Below are 14517 nucleotides of genomic sequence, written 5' to 3'. Positions count from 1 at the left end.
TCAGACCTCGCCGACTGGGTATGGAATTTCACCTGCGACACGCGCTTTGTTGAATTCGCGCAGGCGGGCAAAGACATCTACGCCCAGTTGCCGGTACACGTCCAGCAGGTCGACCAACACCCAGTTCTCCCGGATCAGGCCATCTTCCAATCGCCAGAAATCCAACGATCTCATAGTGATGCGCTGGCCAGAAGGGGCGATACCCATCCAGCCGTCATGAGTGATGGTCTGGATCATGTCCGGCCAGCCGGTAACAGCTGCATAATCACCGTCACCAAAGAAATGAAAGGTGATCTCGTCGGCGTATTTGCCTCGGTCCGGCATGCCACCCAGGAAAGGGATCTGGTGCCAGTTGCGAAACCCTGCAATGCCGCGCCCGGTGCCGATCCCGGCGGGCCCGTACCAGTTCATGCGCGGATGCCAGAACCTTTCCATCTCCATCACTTCGGGGCCACCCTGACTGGGATGCTTTTCCAGATGCTCAAGCATGGAAACGATATGGTCGCAGGAGGCCTTCGATTTTGCCTCATCCCAGGGGCCCCGCACGATACCGTCCAGCGTCGCCGGGCCGGGAATACAGAACTCCTGCCCCAAAGACGGGGCCATCGGCCAGGCCTTCGCCTGCATCATCACTTCGGGAATGTCCCAGAGTGCCTGGATTTCGACAACTTTGCGATTTTCGAAGCGGTAGAATTCGTGGAACCGCATATGGGTCAGATGCCCGGTCGGCGGGATGTCCAACCAAGGGGCGACGAAGGTGCCTACGTAGTGGCCGCCACAGCAGACCCAATCATCGCCATGTTGCGTCGGCCCGCCCATCACAATCCAATCCCGGCGTTCCAGATCAGGCATGGATTTCAAAAGCGGTGAGTAGCAGGCATCATAGAGTTCCTGCGGCCCGGTCAGGTCGCCGAATGGATGGGGCATGTGGATGACGGCATCGGGCGCAATCACCGCCTGCAGTGCAGCTCGGACGCCGGTTTCGTCAAAGTTATACATGGCTTCGCGCAATGGCGCGATCAGGGCCTTATGGGTAGAATGTGTGTCCATTGCGAAATCTCGCATTGTGTTCTCTGCTTTTCTTTCAAAACCCATGGCGCCCGGGCAAACCCCAAGCGCAAGTTCTGCAGCAATGACCTCACTCTTATGAGGACGCGTCTGCAGCCTCGCGATAAGCCGCACCTTCGCCGTAAGGTACGTTGATACCCCCATAACGCCGGACGCGAATATTGCATTGCTCGGCATGGCCGACAAAGCCTTCCAGCATACACAGGCGTGAGCCGAATTCGCCGATCATTGCCGCAGCCTCGTCGGTAACAACCTTCTGGTAGCTGTGAGTTTTCAGGAACTTGCCGACCCACAAACCGCCGGTATAACGTCCAGCCTTTTTGGTCGGCAGCGTGTGGTTCGTGCCGATCACCTTGTCACCGTTTGCAACATTGGTCCGCGCCCCAAGAAACAGCGCGCCATAGCTGGTCATGTTTTCCAGGAACCAGTCGTCACGGTCGGTCATCACCTGCACATGTTCAGAGGCGATATCATCGGCAACTTGCAGCATTTCGTCATAAGTGTCGCAGACAATGACTTCCCCATACTCCTCCCAGCTGACTTTTGCGGTTCCGGCGGTAGGCAGGATACCGAGGATACGGTCGATCTCGCTCAGCGTTTCTTCGGCCAGCTTGCGCGAGTTGGTGACCAGAACACACGGGCTGTTGTAGCCATGCTCGGCCTGCCCCAACAAGTCGGTCGCACAAAGTTCGGCATCGGCAGCGGTTTCGTCGGCAATGACCATGGTCTCGGTCGGGCCCGCAAAAAGGTCGATGCCAACGCGACCAAAGAGCTGCCGTTTGGCTTCTGCCACAAAGGCGTTCCCGGGGCCGACCAGCATGTGGACCGGATCAATGGTTTCCGTACCGATCGCCATGGCACCAATCGCTTGGATACCACCCATGACATAGATCTCATGCGCCCCACCCAGATACATGGCAGCGATCACGGCCGCATTGGGCTTGCCCTGAAACGGCGGCGTGCAGGCGATGATGCGAGGCACACCCGCGACTTTAGCGGTCGCAACCGACATATGCGCCGACGCAACCATCGGGAATTTACCGCCAGGAACATAACAGCCAACAGACTGCACTGGGATGTTCTTGTGGCCGAGGATGACGCCCGGCAAGGTTTCAACCTCGATATCCAGCATTGAGTCGCGCTGCGCCTGGGCGAAGTTTATCACCTGTTTCTGAGCGAACTTGATGTCGGCCAGCTCGCGTTCGGTCAATGAGGCGATCAGCTCGTCGATCTGTTTCTGGCTCAGGCGGAAGCTTTCCGGCGAGTAATTGTCAAACTTTTCCGACAGATCACGCACTGCCGCATCACCGCGGGTTTTGATGTCTTTCAGCGTCGCTTCAACGACAGCGCGGGTTTTGGCGTCATCTTCGGCCCGGTCGGCCTCGGGTTTGCCGCTTTTCAGATATTCGATAGCCATTGTCCTAATCCTCAATTTTCGGGCCGGGGCGGAATTTCTTCTCCCCGGTCAAATGTTTCCCACCCTTTGCCCTGGAACAGATCGACGCCAAGCTGCGAGGCGACATGGGCAAAATCGACATTCACCCAGTTGTCGACGATCTTGCCGTCGACAACTTTCCAGAAATCCATGTAACGGATCTCGACGCGCTTGCCGGTGGGCGCAATCCCCAGAAATTCGCCAGAATGGGTTGCTTCCTGGCGGCCAAAAGCTGCCGCCCACTCGCCCATATAAAGCCGGGCCTCGTCGATGCAGGTCTTGTCGGAAAACGCAGCCTGGAACGGGCGTTGCCAGTTTTCCTGGAATTCCTTCAGGCCCGTCTTGGTGCCGCAACCCTGGTTGCCAAGCCAGCGGAACCCTTCGGCGAAGAATTCGCCGATGTCTTCGATACGGTGGTCGTTCAAACCATCGACCATCCCCTCGATCACGGCGCGGGTCTCGTCGGTTTTGCTCATGTCCGTGTCACGTGTCAGCACGGCTTGTTCGGGGCGGGAGCCCTTCATGTTTCTCTTCCTTTTATGGTTACCAAGGGATCTTCTGTGTGGAGGGCGAGGATTAATCCGCCGTCAGAAAATCCCTTGGCATCCGGTTGAGCGCCGGATGGCGCGCAACGGCGTTATGTCTGGCAGAGCAGCTCATGCAGCCCGCTCGGCGATTTCAGCAAAGAGGTCATAGCCCAGTTGCAACAGCACATGCGGGACATCGACAAAAACCCAGTTTTCGACCAGCAGATCGTCCTCGCGGCGCCACCAGTCACAGACCCGCATGAAGACGCGTTTGCCGCTTGTGGACTGGCCGAGGAAAGGTTTCACCTGAACGCCAGTTAACGAGGGCCAACCGCCCGAGCATACGTAATTACCTTCGCCATAGCGGGTGAAATGCGCCGTCATGCCGTTGCCCGCAGTGCCGCCAGACCAGCCTTCAAAGGTGGCTTCGAAAGGCACCTGGAAGCTGGCAAAACTCTCGATCCCGACGAAAGAACCGAAGGCGCCGGGGCCGTACCAGACCATGTTGTCATGCCAGTAGGGGCGCCAAGCCTCGTTCTCGGTAGCAAGCCCGGCCAGCATTTCTGTGACCATATGATAGCTCTTGGCACCCTCGGCAGGATCCTGCGGAGTGGTCAAGATGCCATCATGGCTGGCAGGGCCTTGAATCATGCCGGTGAAGCCGCGGGTCTTGCCCGGGCTGTCAGGGACCGGCCATTGTCCAGCGGCCAGCATCAGCTCTGGAATATCGAGGAAGATATAGCTTTCCACCGCCTTGCCGTCCTGCATCCGGTGGAACTCGCCAAAGCGCAGATAGGCAAGCTCGCCTGTGGCCCGGATGCCAAGCCAGTCGCGCGAGAACCGACCAACGAAATAGCCGGTGGCGCTGATCCAGTCCTGCCCGTCAAATTCGCCGGCCATGACGATGTCATCGCGCCGAAAAAGCCCGTCGAAGGCAGCGGCGAGCGGGGCGATGACGTGATCGTGCAGCCCGAGGCCGCCCGCGACCTCATTGAAGGGATGCACCACGTTGACATGTGCACCGGGGGCGAAGAAAGCGTCAAATGCCGGCCGGAAGTTGCCAGGATGGCGTTGTGCTTCGGTGAATTTCAGAAAGGGTTTACGGTCGAGGTTTTTCATCTTCTCTGTCTCAATGGGGTCTGTTCGGGGCATGTTCGGAGAAGCGCCCCGCAAGGTCCCGCGCGCATCAAAGCAAATGGAATTCGTCCCGGCCGCCGGGTCCTGCGCGCAGCCACATTCAGTCTGGCTGTATGCGCATGGGCAGATACGGACTGAGGATGAGTGCGTCCCATCAGAGTTAGCCTTTCACAGCCCCGGCCGTCAGACCGCCCACAATCTGTCGCTGGAAGAACATGACCAGAATGAACAATGGAACTGTGGCTGAAACCACAGCCGCAACCGCGAACATCACGTTACCTTCAGTCTGCGTTGTACCAAGAAACGCGGCAATGGCAGGCACCATCGTGCGGTTGCTTTCGGACAGCAGCATCGCCCCGACGGCAAAATCGTTATAGGCCAGCAGGAACGAGAACAGCCCGGTGGTGATCACCCCTGGCCACATCACCGGAATGATCACGCGACGAAATGCCTGGAACTGGTTGCATCCGTCGACCTTGGCGCTTTCATCCAGCTCGCTTGGGATATTCTTAAAGAAAGAATGCAGCATCCACAGAGTGAACGGCTGGTTTATCGCCACAAGCACGATGATCGTGGTTGGAAGGATCCCCCAGATGTTCCATTCGAAGAAAGGCAGCAAATATCCCGAGACCAGCGTAATCGGTGGCATAGCCCGGAAGATAAGTGCCGTGATCAATAGCCAGAACGTATAGTTGTAGGTCGACCGGGACAGAGCATAGCCCCCCAGCGTTCCGATTGTGAGCGAGATGGTGACAACAAAGAAACAGACGATCCCTGTGTTGAGAACATTCCGCCAGAATTCTTCCTGTATCCAGGCGCCCTCGTACCCTGTGGTTGTGAAAGGCGAGCCATAGACGGCTTCGGTCCGTGCTCCGGTGATGGCATTGGTCCAGTCGGCGATCGAAAAGAAATCCAACTCTACTTTGAACGAACCCCAGACCGTCCAGAGGAACGGGAAAGCGGCCAGAACGAACCATAGGATCACAAATAAGGATGAGGCGATCCGGAGACTTCTAGGCATTCTTTGTGCGCGGCTGGCCATTTTATCTTGCTCCTTTGAAGTCGCGCCAGGTGCGGACAAGCACGGGTGACAGCAGAATGGCGACTCCGATTATCGTGATCACAGAGGTCGCGGCCGCGGAAGAAAGCTGCCGGGTTTCACCGCCTAAGTCGTTGAAGATGAATGTACTAAGGGATTGTGCGTGCGCACCTGCGCTGAACCCGATTATCGGTTCAAACACCTTGAAGTTGTCCATCAACTGAATCAACGCAACAAATGTGACCAGTGGCATGAGATGAGGAACGACCACGAACTTAACCTGTTGCCAGCGGGTTGCCCCGTCTATCTGGGCGGCCTCGATTTGATCCTGGGGCAATGTTTGCAGCCCCGCATAGAACACGACAAATGCAAATGGAGCGGCGTGCCAAACTCCATAAACCATCAGCGCCACCCACATCAGCCCGGTTGAGGCCTTCAGGCTAAAATCCGGATCCCCGGCCAGATATACCAGGGCGTTGCCGATGACCCCGCGGCTGTCAATCATCCAGAACAGGATAAGCGAGCCAATCAACGGAGTGACGATCATCGGCAGAAGCGAAAAGAAGATCAGCAGCCCTTTGAGATTTCGGTGCAGGGAGTTGATTGCCAGCGCAATCACCAGCCCCAAAATGATTGTGAGCGGCGTAACAACAAACGTGAAGGTCAGCGTAAAAGCCATTGCCCTGTAAAAGGGCAAATTACCGATCTTTGAGAAGAAACCGCCCCAGGTTTCATTCACAGCCCAGATCTGGCCAATTTCCTGGATCGCCAGGTGGCCACGGTCCAGGTAAATGTCCAATCCGACAAATCGGCCCAGTGGTTTCTCGGCGCGAAGGGCGGCTGTTGCCTCTTGATCAATCGTGGTCTCTGTCGTGCAGCCAATCAGGGGGGTGCAGCTTTCGACCTCTAACAAAACGGCCGGATGAGGCGCGAAAATGGATTGGGTCACCACCGAGACTATCGGCATCGCGATGAACAGCAGCATCGCAAGCCCGGTGGGCAGGAAGAACCACAGGAAGGTCTTATGGCGCATGTCGCAATCCCCACGTGAATTGGTTTGTGCGGGCGGCCCTTACAGACGCCCGCACGAGTCAGGCCCTACTGGAGGAAACCTTGTTCGATGGCAGCGGCGCGATATGCGGCTTCGACATCGGCCAGCGCCTGCTCAGCGCTTTCCTTGCCTTGCATGAAGTCTGAAAGTTCATTGCCTAGCGCGCTGTGCATCAGGCCCATGTAAGGCAACATCGGATAAGGCGGTGTGCCCATTTTGGCCGCCTCAAACACGCCTTCGGCGTCCGCACCAGGCTCGTAGCCTTCGATCAACCATACCGCCAGCGGCGTGGTTTCATCGTTCAGCATGTCAGGACGGATACCGTGTTTCATCGCGATGAACGTAGCCTCGGCTTCTTCATCCGAGATGTTCTTGCCGACGGTCCAGCCGTCCCACCACAGGGTCGATGCCGGCGTCGACCCGCCGCCGACTGTCAGTGGTGCGCCGATCGCATGACCGTCGATCACTTCCTGAAGCACGCCTTCGGTCGTGGTTTGCTGCGATGCGCGTGAACCCCACATATTCATGATTGCAACGTTACCAGCACGGTATTCGGCATTAGTGGCATTGGAATCGTGGGTCAGGAAGTCGGGGTTCATGTATTCCGACAAAGCCTTCATCATGTTCAGCGCATTGACACCAGCCTCAGAATTCACGTTGGGCTCTGCTGTTCCAGCTTTGAAGTGGCTGCCGCCATAGCCAAGAAAAATGTTGTTGAATTCCTGAGCCAGATTCCAACCCGACGCATAGGCACCGCCAACCGGGTTTTGCATGATGCCCTGCTCGCGAATGGCTTTGGCCGCTTCGAGCAATTCTTCATAGGTTGTCGGCACTTCGACACCGGCCTGTTCCAACACGTCCTTGCGATACATCAGGTGCTGAGCATTCGCCATGAACGCCACGGCCATAATGTCATCACCAATCTTGATTAACTGACCTGGCTGCAGGTCCTGACCATGCTGTTCCACCAGATCGTTGAGCGGCCGAATAACATCTTCGTTCATCAACGCCACGATCGAGCTGTTGGCGATGATGGCGCTGGTGTATTCAGACGGGTTTCCGGACAGACCAGCCACATTGATGGTCTGGTGCTCGGAGGTCAGGTTTGAATCGACCGATGCGCCTGTGCATTCTTTCGCGCCGGTTGCGACGGCCTGAATGGCCGCAAATTCGTTACCAACGATATTCACGCGCCCGCTAATTTCACAGGCATAACCTGCGCTGGCGGCAAAGGCGGCCAAGGACCCAGCCAATGCTATTTTCTTCAGAAACATTTGTATTCCTCCCGAGGTAGATAGGTGCATCTTCGAAGTCTGCACCTGCATTAAACCCGGCAATGCGGGTTTGGATTTTCTGTTCAGCGCTCCAAACGCGTTCCGGTTTGCGCATCAAACAAGTGGCAGTGATCGGTGTGGATATGGATTGAAACCTGATCATCGATTTCAGCGCGATAGGTTTTGTCGGCTTTGACCGAAACCAGCGCGCCACCGATCCGAACCGAGACCATCGTGCTGTCGCCCAAAAGCTCCTGCGTGTAGATGGGCCCGTTAATCTCGCCGCCGCTTTCCACGACATTGGCGTCCTCGGCGCGAAAGCCCAGCGTAATCGGGCCGTCCGACGCATTCAGCCCATGCACCTCAGTGTTCTGAGCCCTAAACACCCCATCCTGAACCTGACCATCGATAAGGTTCATTGCCGGGTTGCCGATAAAGCTGGCCACAAAAGTGTTTGCGGGTGCATCGTAAATATCGGTCGGAGAGCCAACCTGCTGCACGATACCCTGCTTCATGATCACCACACGATCTGCAAGAGTCATCGCTTCGATCTGGTCATGAGTCACGTAGATTGTGGTCACGGCAAGCTCGTGGCTGAGGTTCTTGATCTGCGCGCGCGTCGAAACACGCAGCTTGGCGTCAAGGTTTGACAGCGGTTCGTCCATCAGAAAGACATTTGGCTCGCGAACAATGGCGCGGGCCAAAGCGACGCGCTGACGCTGGCCGCCCGACAGCTCTGCCGGTTTGCGATGCAGAAAGTCATCCAGTTCGACCATGGCCGAAGCGCGGCGCACTTTTTCGTCATGCGTGGAAGGGTCGATGCCGCGCACTTTCAGCGGGAACCGGATATTCTCATAAACATTCATGTTCGGATAGAGCGCGTAGGACTGAAACACCATGGCGACATCGCGGTCCTTGGGCTCCATGTCATTGACACGCTCGCCATCTATCAGAATGTCGCCCTCGCTGGCGTCCTCCAAACCCGCAATCATGCGCATGGTCGTCGTCTTGCCACAGCCTGATGGGCCAAGAAGAACCAGGAACTCTTTATCGGCAATAGTCAGGTCGAAATTATCCACCCCCACAAACGATCCCCAACGTTTCCCAACACTGCGAAGTTGAATTTCGGCCATTCTGTCCTCCCATGTGCACTTATCGTGCATACGTTTGCAAGAGCATAGACATCTGATGGAACATCAGGCAAGCTTTTTTTGCATGCGTTTGCAAATCTGCGCTTCATTATACCTAAAACCTGTGCTCAATCACTGGTAAAGCACTGAAAGAAAAGAATATGCCTTACGAAGCCGAGAAAAATATTGTTCTGGATCTTTATGAAGCTCTGAGCCGAGCTGAAGAATCAGCGGTCCCTGACGTGATCTCGAAATATTGCGCCGATGACTATCTGTGGCGCGGATTCCATCCCTTTGACGAACTGCATGGCCCCTGTGACGTAGGTGCCCAGTTCTGGCTTCCGCTGAAACAAAGCCTGACCCGAATGCAGCGCCGCATGGACATATTCATGGCCGGAGAAAACGAGATGGACGGTTTCACCTCGGTCTGGGTTGTATCAATGGGCCATCTCATGGGGCTGTTCGACAAAGATTGGCTAGGTATCTCGCCAAACGGCAAAATGACATTTCTGCGCTATTGCGAATTCAACAAGGTCGAAAACGGGAAAATCACTGAAACGGCGATGTATTTCGACATACCTCATTTCATGATGCAGGCCGGATTGCAGCCGTTCCCGCCTCAGACAGCCGCGCAACTCGTGCAGCCGGGGCCCATGACCCATGACGGCCTGATGGTCGGTCCGCAACCTGCGGCGGAAGGAGAGCGGACCCTGGCAGCCATCAACTCTATGATCTCCGATCTGGGCCAATGGAACAGCGGCCTCAGCCTTGAGGACGAGCTACGTCGCACATGGTCCGAAGACATGATCTGGTGGGGGCCATCCGGGATCGGGGCGACCTACACGATCGAACGCTACGCCCAACAGCATGCAGGCCCTTTCCGTGCTGGTTTCACTGACCGGTCGAAAACCAAACACATATGCCGACTGGCAGAGGGTCATTATGGCGGTTTTTTTGGCTGGCCGAACTTCACAGCCCGTCCAACTGGCGGGTTCATGGGAATGCCTGCGACTGACAAAGCCGGTGAATTTCGGGTAATAGATATCTATCGGCGAGACGGGGATAAGCTGGCCGAGAACTGGATATTCATCGACCTTTTACATTTCTGGAAACAGCAGGGCGTGGACATCCTTGCCAGAATGTCCGAGCTACCGCGAACATAACCGGCAGGATTGACGCACATCAGACCTTGGCTCTGTGCACTACCCCTGGCCCATGGCGCGTAGGGTCAAAAGGTTCTTTGGCGACCCAGCGCCGATTCACCTGGAATACATGCTGAACGAGTTCCGGTCCGACGCCGCCCCAATCGGGGCGGCATTTCTTGTTTGCAAACGGAGCAAGCGCTGGCTCATATCCCAAGCCTCACATGGGCCCCGCGCAACGAGAATAGGCCAAGCGGCGGCGTTCAGGGCGTCCCATTGGTCGGGGTCAACCTCAATCCCCTGTTCCAAAGCTTGGTTATAGTTGGCTGCTAGCTGCGCCGCCGAAATTTCAAACCGCTGAAGTTCGGGTTGCTCCACCTGACGTGTCACCGCGTCCGCCAACAATGCAGGCTGATTTGTGCAGATGATAGTGACGGTCGAGATTTCTTCATGATCACGATAGGAAACACCGTAGCGGAGGGAAAGAACGCTGAGATCAGGAATACATCCTTTGGATATTGCGCGCCTTTAAAGGAAATCATGAACCGGCTTTCGACTTGATATGACCAGCAGCCATTCACGCGCTAATTCCGAATGCGTTGATGGTCAAAAGATTGCAACATTTTCCGATCAACAACCTGACCAAGTCCCAAATACAGTGACCAGTCGGCTGTCCAATCTGCTGGTATCGGAAATCCAAAAAGTGTTCTGAATACTCGAGCCTTGACGCATTTTCGAATTAGGGCACTGATGTTGACATCCCGGATGCGCTGTATCCATATCCTGAATTCCATGATCGGCAGCAAAAATAGTGGAAAAGAAAAACTGCACAGAAAGTGAAATAGGTCAGACACTGCAACGGTTACGCCAAGAGCGTGAACTTAGGTTGGGTGACCTGGCTACTCGGGCACAGGTGTCCACTGCGATGATCAGTCGTATAGAGAATGGTAATGTCTCACCTTCGCTTGCGATGCTGCAATCACTGGCGGATGCCCTTGATGTGCCATTGGTGGCATTGTTTGCACGCTCAGACGCGGCAGCAGATGTGCATCACGCGCGTGCCGGGGATGGTCTCCAGGCGCGGCGTATCACTCAGGGGCACACGCATAACTACCTTCTGTTGGGTAAGCACAGCGCACCCCAAGGGACGTTCCAGTCGGCACGGATCAGTATTTCAAAAGATCAATCAGACAATTTGCCCGGCTATCAGCATGAAGGCTATGTCTTCATATACATAATCGAAGGCCAGGCAATCTATCGTTGCGGCAGCGAAGACTTTGATATGTCAGCGGGAGATACGTTGAGTTTTGATGCCAAGCTTCCGCATGGTTTCCGTAAAATCCACTCGCAAAAGATCGAATTCATAGCCGTCTCTACTCGTCAGCAATAGTAGGGAAATCCAGATACACAACCCAATTTGGCGCCAACTAAGTGATATCGCATGCTGGCCAGATTTTTGAATTTCGAATAACCATATCTTATGGGTCGAATCTGACACGCTAAATGACAAGCCAAAAACCACTGAGGCCAAATGAACATCACATTCCGACAAGTTGACGCGTTTCGAACGGTGGTCTCGACCGGGACTGTGACCGAGGCCGCAGCGATGTTGGGTATTTCTCAACCTGCAGTCAGCCGGCTGATCTCTGATTTCGAAGAAGAAGTTGGGTTTCCACTTTTTCAGCGTGTCGGCCGTGTGCTGATACCCACAGACGAGGCCAGATTACTGGTTGAAGAAGTGCGCCAAGCCGTTAGCGGTATGGAACATATTAAGGATTCTGCCACAGCAATTGGGAAATTTGGCCACGCGCGCCTCAATCTTGTGATTACGCCTGGCGTTTCTTCGCAGCTCGCGCCGGACCTGATAGGGAAATTTGCTGCCACTTGCCCACATGCGATGGCCCGAATGGAAATCGCCCCCAGCGATGACGCAGTCGAATGGATGGTGTCCCAGAATTATGACTTTGGCATCACGACAACCCAACCGGCAAATCCGTCATTTGAAAGCCTTGTGATCAAAGACAGTGATGTGTGCTGCGTGGTTTCGGTGGATCACGCCTTGGCCGACAATGCTCTTGCCCAGGCGAGGGATCTGGCAGATGAAAGTTTTATTTCCTATATGCCTTCCTCTCGCTTTCGCTATGAAATCGACCAATTTTTCGAAGCAAAAGGGATTGCACGGCGCATGCAATATGAGACGCGCACAACCGACTCTATCTGCAGGCTGGTTTCACGTGGTTTGGGAGTTTCTGTCGTCGGCGCCAGTCTGGACTACCTCAAGACCATTCCAGGTTGCGTGGCTATACCATTTGCCGCGCCGTTAAACTTCCGGGCTGTTCTATTTTGGTCAAAGAACAAGACCCTATCTGCCGTTGGAAAGTCTTTTCTGAACATCGTCCAATCAGATCTCAACGCCGATTGAGAGCCGCCCGAAAAGTGGATCGCGCCTGCGCGCTGTGGATATAGGCATAGTCGCGGGGATAGGACGCGCCTGCCTTTACCTCCATCGAAATGAACTGCGGGCCGGACAAAGATAATACCTGTGGTGCCGCTTCGGCAAACCGGTCGATATCCGTGAAACGTTGCACACCCGCGTACCCTGCAGCCCAGGCCATAGCAGCGAAATCTACCATGTCCGCCCCAGGCAGAGGATGCGCTCCGTTCACTTCGTACACCCTGTTGAAAGATAGAAAGTGATACAGGTTTCTTGCCCCGGCACTGGCAATTGTGACCAATGTCCCGAGGTTCATCAACAGACTGCCATCACCATCCAGAACAATCACGCGCCGATCTGGATTGGCCAACGCCAGCCCCAATCCGTGAGATGAGGCCTGCCCCATCGCCCCGACTGCGACATAGTTCAGTTCACGTGGGTTCAGCGCCAGCCAGTCGAAACAGCTTTGATAGACTGCGACCACAATATCGTCGTCGCGAACATGTGGGATCAGCGCCTCGAGCGCCGCATCTCGGGGCATTGTCATGGTGTCTCCGGGGGGCGCCCGATCAGGAAAATATGGGGTTTTGACGATGTATAGGCGGCCTCAACGGCCTGGCAGATATGCGCCTCATCTCCGGGTTCTTCGATCAGCGAATGCGACAGTTCCATTGCATCCAGCACCGGACGGACGATCCTGACTCCGTAAGAGGCCGAGTAATCTGGGTGTATATGCGGCTCTTTTCCTTGCAGACCCACCATCATCACAACCGGTAGTTCGTAATCCACCCCGATAGCCCGGATTGCATTGAGAGAATCCATCAATCCTGTTTGCTGCATCATCAAAAGCGCACGGGTTCCGTTATAGGACATAGCCCCACAGATACTGACACCTTCATCTTCCTTGCAGATGCGGGTCAGACGAAATTCCGGATCCCGAGATATTGGCCATAGCAACCCGTCACTGGTAACAATATCAGGCAGAGCCACAATTTCACGCACCTGCGCCGCCTTAATTTGTGCCAGAATTGCTGCACCAGAAGGATGCGCCACCTTTGGCACATCCGCCGCCACCCTAGACGAAGCGACCATCACGCGCCTCCGCCCAGAAATCTTGCAATACCGTCCCGCGCAATCCTCAGATCGCGCATATGTCCGACAGTTATGCGCAAATAGTCCCCGTATGCGGACGAGGCGAACCGCCGCACCGCGACCCCTTCCTGCAAAAGCGCGCTTGTGGCCGCTTCTGCAGATTTTTGCATATCGGGAAAATGAACCAGAACAAAATTTGCCTGACTGGGTATTACGCCCAACCCAAGTGCCTGCATCTCGGCGCTGATCCAGTCCCGGCCCCTACGGTTCGCATCGTGGACATAGCGTGTGTGCGCCTCATCTTCCAATGCCGCAATCGCAGCTGCAGCAGAGGACGACGCCACTGGAAAAGTCAAACCGACCCGACGAACAGCATCGATGATGTCATCGGGCCCGTACATCCAGCCCACGCGCGCGCCGGCCAATCCGTAAATCTTGGAGAACGTCCTGCAGATGACGACATTTTTCGCCTGTTCGACCAAAATATGGGCGGGTTCATAATCCGGCGCGTCGACGTATTCTTCATAAGCTGCATCGATGATCAACAAGACGTTGTCCGGCAGTGCAGCATGCAGGCGGCGAACTTCAGTTCCGCTCAGGTAAGTACCTGCCGGGTTTTCGGGGTTGGCCAGATAAACCACCCGCGTCCGATCAGTCAACGCATTGATCATACGGTCAGTGGATGGTTTGAAATGATCATCTGCAACCGACACAACCTCGGCATCGTTGGCATAGGCGTAGTTCGGGACCTTCAGATAGCCGTTTGCACTGCGGATCAATTCGGTACCGGGTCCAAGATATGCCCGCGCCAGCCGCGCCAGCAAGTCGTCGGACCCCTGCCCTGTTGTGATGCGCGCCGCATCCAGTCCGAAATGGCTCGCGATAGCCGGGGCAAGAATGTGATCCGGATTTTCCAGATAACGTTCAATCGAGCTGGCGGCAGCCCGTGCCGCGTCTCGGGCAATCGGACTGGGACCAAACGCACTTTCGTTTGAATTGAGCAGGACTGCGGAGGGCGGCGCGATATCGGCCGCCTCGCTCACCATATGGGGCTTGATCCTGTCAATTCCCGCTTTCGCGAGGGCAACGGTCATTCATGTCCTCCTGCACCAATAGGCGGGGTGGGTTGTGATTTTCCTTCATATCACATAACTGATCATTTTTAGCAATTCACTTTCTTTAATGTTA

15 protein-coding genes are annotated in these 14517 nt (G+C 55.4%); 3 read left to right on the top strand and 12 right to left on the bottom strand.

Annotation, left to right across the window (positions count from 1 at the left end):
* From AC2FLG_RS03315 to AC2FLG_RS03280, 8 genes are all read right to left on the bottom strand, one after another.
* Window positions 1–1065, bottom strand: a complete 1065-nt coding sequence (locus AC2FLG_RS03315; protein ID WP_496704989.1) for an ester cyclase — start codon at window positions 1063–1065, stop codon at window positions 1–3.
* A gap of 79 nt (window positions 1066–1144) precedes the next feature.
* Window positions 1145–2485 (bottom strand): histidinol dehydrogenase, encoded by a 1341-nt coding sequence (gene hisD / locus AC2FLG_RS03310; RefSeq protein ID WP_496704988.1) that lies wholly within the window; start codon window positions 2483–2485, stop codon window positions 1145–1147.
* Window positions 2486–2496: 11 nt separating this feature from the next.
* Window positions 2497–3027, bottom strand: coding sequence for an ester cyclase (locus AC2FLG_RS03305; RefSeq protein WP_142639920.1), 531 nt, complete (start codon window positions 3025–3027; stop codon window positions 2497–2499).
* A gap of 132 nt (window positions 3028–3159) precedes the next feature.
* Window positions 3160–4182 (bottom strand): hypothetical protein, encoded by a 1023-nt coding sequence (locus AC2FLG_RS03300; protein ID WP_496704986.1) that lies wholly within the window; start codon window positions 4180–4182, stop codon window positions 3160–3162.
* A gap of 145 nt (window positions 4183–4327) precedes the next feature.
* Window positions 4328–5209: a carbohydrate ABC transporter permease gene (locus AC2FLG_RS03295; protein WP_281972841.1), complete on the bottom strand. Its 882-nt coding sequence runs from the start codon at window positions 5207–5209 to the stop codon at window positions 4328–4330.
* A gap of 1 nt (window position 5210) precedes the next feature.
* Window positions 5211–6239, bottom strand: a complete 1029-nt coding sequence (locus AC2FLG_RS03290) for a carbohydrate ABC transporter permease (protein ID WP_281972840.1) — start codon at window positions 6237–6239, stop codon at window positions 5211–5213.
* A gap of 65 nt (window positions 6240–6304) precedes the next feature.
* Complete coding sequence (locus AC2FLG_RS03285) at window positions 6305–7531, bottom strand: ABC transporter substrate-binding protein (protein WP_271949112.1); 1227 nt, start codon at window positions 7529–7531, stop codon at window positions 6305–6307.
* Window positions 7532–7614: 83 nt separating this feature from the next.
* Window positions 7615–8664, bottom strand: a complete 1050-nt coding sequence (locus AC2FLG_RS03280; RefSeq protein ID WP_142639930.1) for an ABC transporter ATP-binding protein — start codon at window positions 8662–8664, stop codon at window positions 7615–7617.
* Between the two features lie 158 nt (window positions 8665–8822).
* Between AC2FLG_RS03280 and AC2FLG_RS03275 the strand changes: the two genes are divergently transcribed.
* Entirely contained in the window at window positions 8823–9824 is a 1002-nt protein-coding gene (locus AC2FLG_RS03275) for a nuclear transport factor 2 family protein (RefSeq protein WP_496704984.1), read from the top strand.
* A 96-nt stretch (window positions 9825–9920) separates the two neighbouring features.
* On the opposite strand, the gene AC2FLG_RS03270 is transcribed toward AC2FLG_RS03275, so the two are convergent.
* Window positions 9921–10193: a hypothetical protein gene (locus tag AC2FLG_RS03270; protein WP_496691507.1), complete on the bottom strand. Its 273-nt coding sequence runs from the start codon at window positions 10191–10193 to the stop codon at window positions 9921–9923.
* A 421-nt stretch (window positions 10194–10614) separates the two neighbouring features.
* Between AC2FLG_RS03270 and AC2FLG_RS03265 the strand changes: the two genes are divergently transcribed.
* Together AC2FLG_RS03265 and AC2FLG_RS03260 are read left to right on the top strand one after the other, a co-directional pair.
* A complete protein-coding gene (locus tag AC2FLG_RS03265; protein ID WP_496704983.1) occupies window positions 10615–11193 on the top strand; it encodes a helix-turn-helix domain-containing protein in 579 nt (192 codons plus the stop codon).
* A gap of 141 nt (window positions 11194–11334) precedes the next feature.
* Complete coding sequence (locus AC2FLG_RS03260) at window positions 11335–12225, top strand: LysR substrate-binding domain-containing protein (protein ID WP_496691505.1); 891 nt, start codon at window positions 11335–11337, stop codon at window positions 12223–12225.
* On the opposite strand, the gene AC2FLG_RS03255 is transcribed toward AC2FLG_RS03260, so the two are convergent.
* Genes AC2FLG_RS03255 through AC2FLG_RS03245 form a run of 3 tightly spaced genes read right to left on the bottom strand, consistent with a single transcriptional unit; the run spans window position 12212 to window position 14423 of the window.
* Window positions 12212–12784, bottom strand: a complete 573-nt coding sequence (locus AC2FLG_RS03255; protein ID WP_496704980.1) for a thiamine pyrophosphate-dependent enzyme — start codon at window positions 12782–12784, stop codon at window positions 12212–12214. The two genes, AC2FLG_RS03260 and AC2FLG_RS03255, sit on opposite strands and share 14 nt — an antisense overlap.
* Window positions 12781–13329: a decarboxylase gene (locus AC2FLG_RS03250; protein WP_496704978.1), complete on the bottom strand. Its 549-nt coding sequence runs from the start codon at window positions 13327–13329 to the stop codon at window positions 12781–12783. Before AC2FLG_RS03250 ends, AC2FLG_RS03255 begins: the two co-directional genes overlap by 4 nt.
* Complete coding sequence (locus AC2FLG_RS03245; RefSeq protein ID WP_496704976.1) at window positions 13329–14423, bottom strand: pyridoxal phosphate-dependent aminotransferase; 1095 nt, start codon at window positions 14421–14423, stop codon at window positions 13329–13331. Before AC2FLG_RS03245 ends, AC2FLG_RS03250 begins: the two co-directional genes overlap by 1 nt.
* Between the last annotated feature and the right edge of the window lie 94 nt (window positions 14424–14517).

The organism is Ruegeria sp. CDSA193 (assembly GCF_059611885.1).
This window is presented reverse-complemented; position numbering and strand designations above follow the sequence as displayed.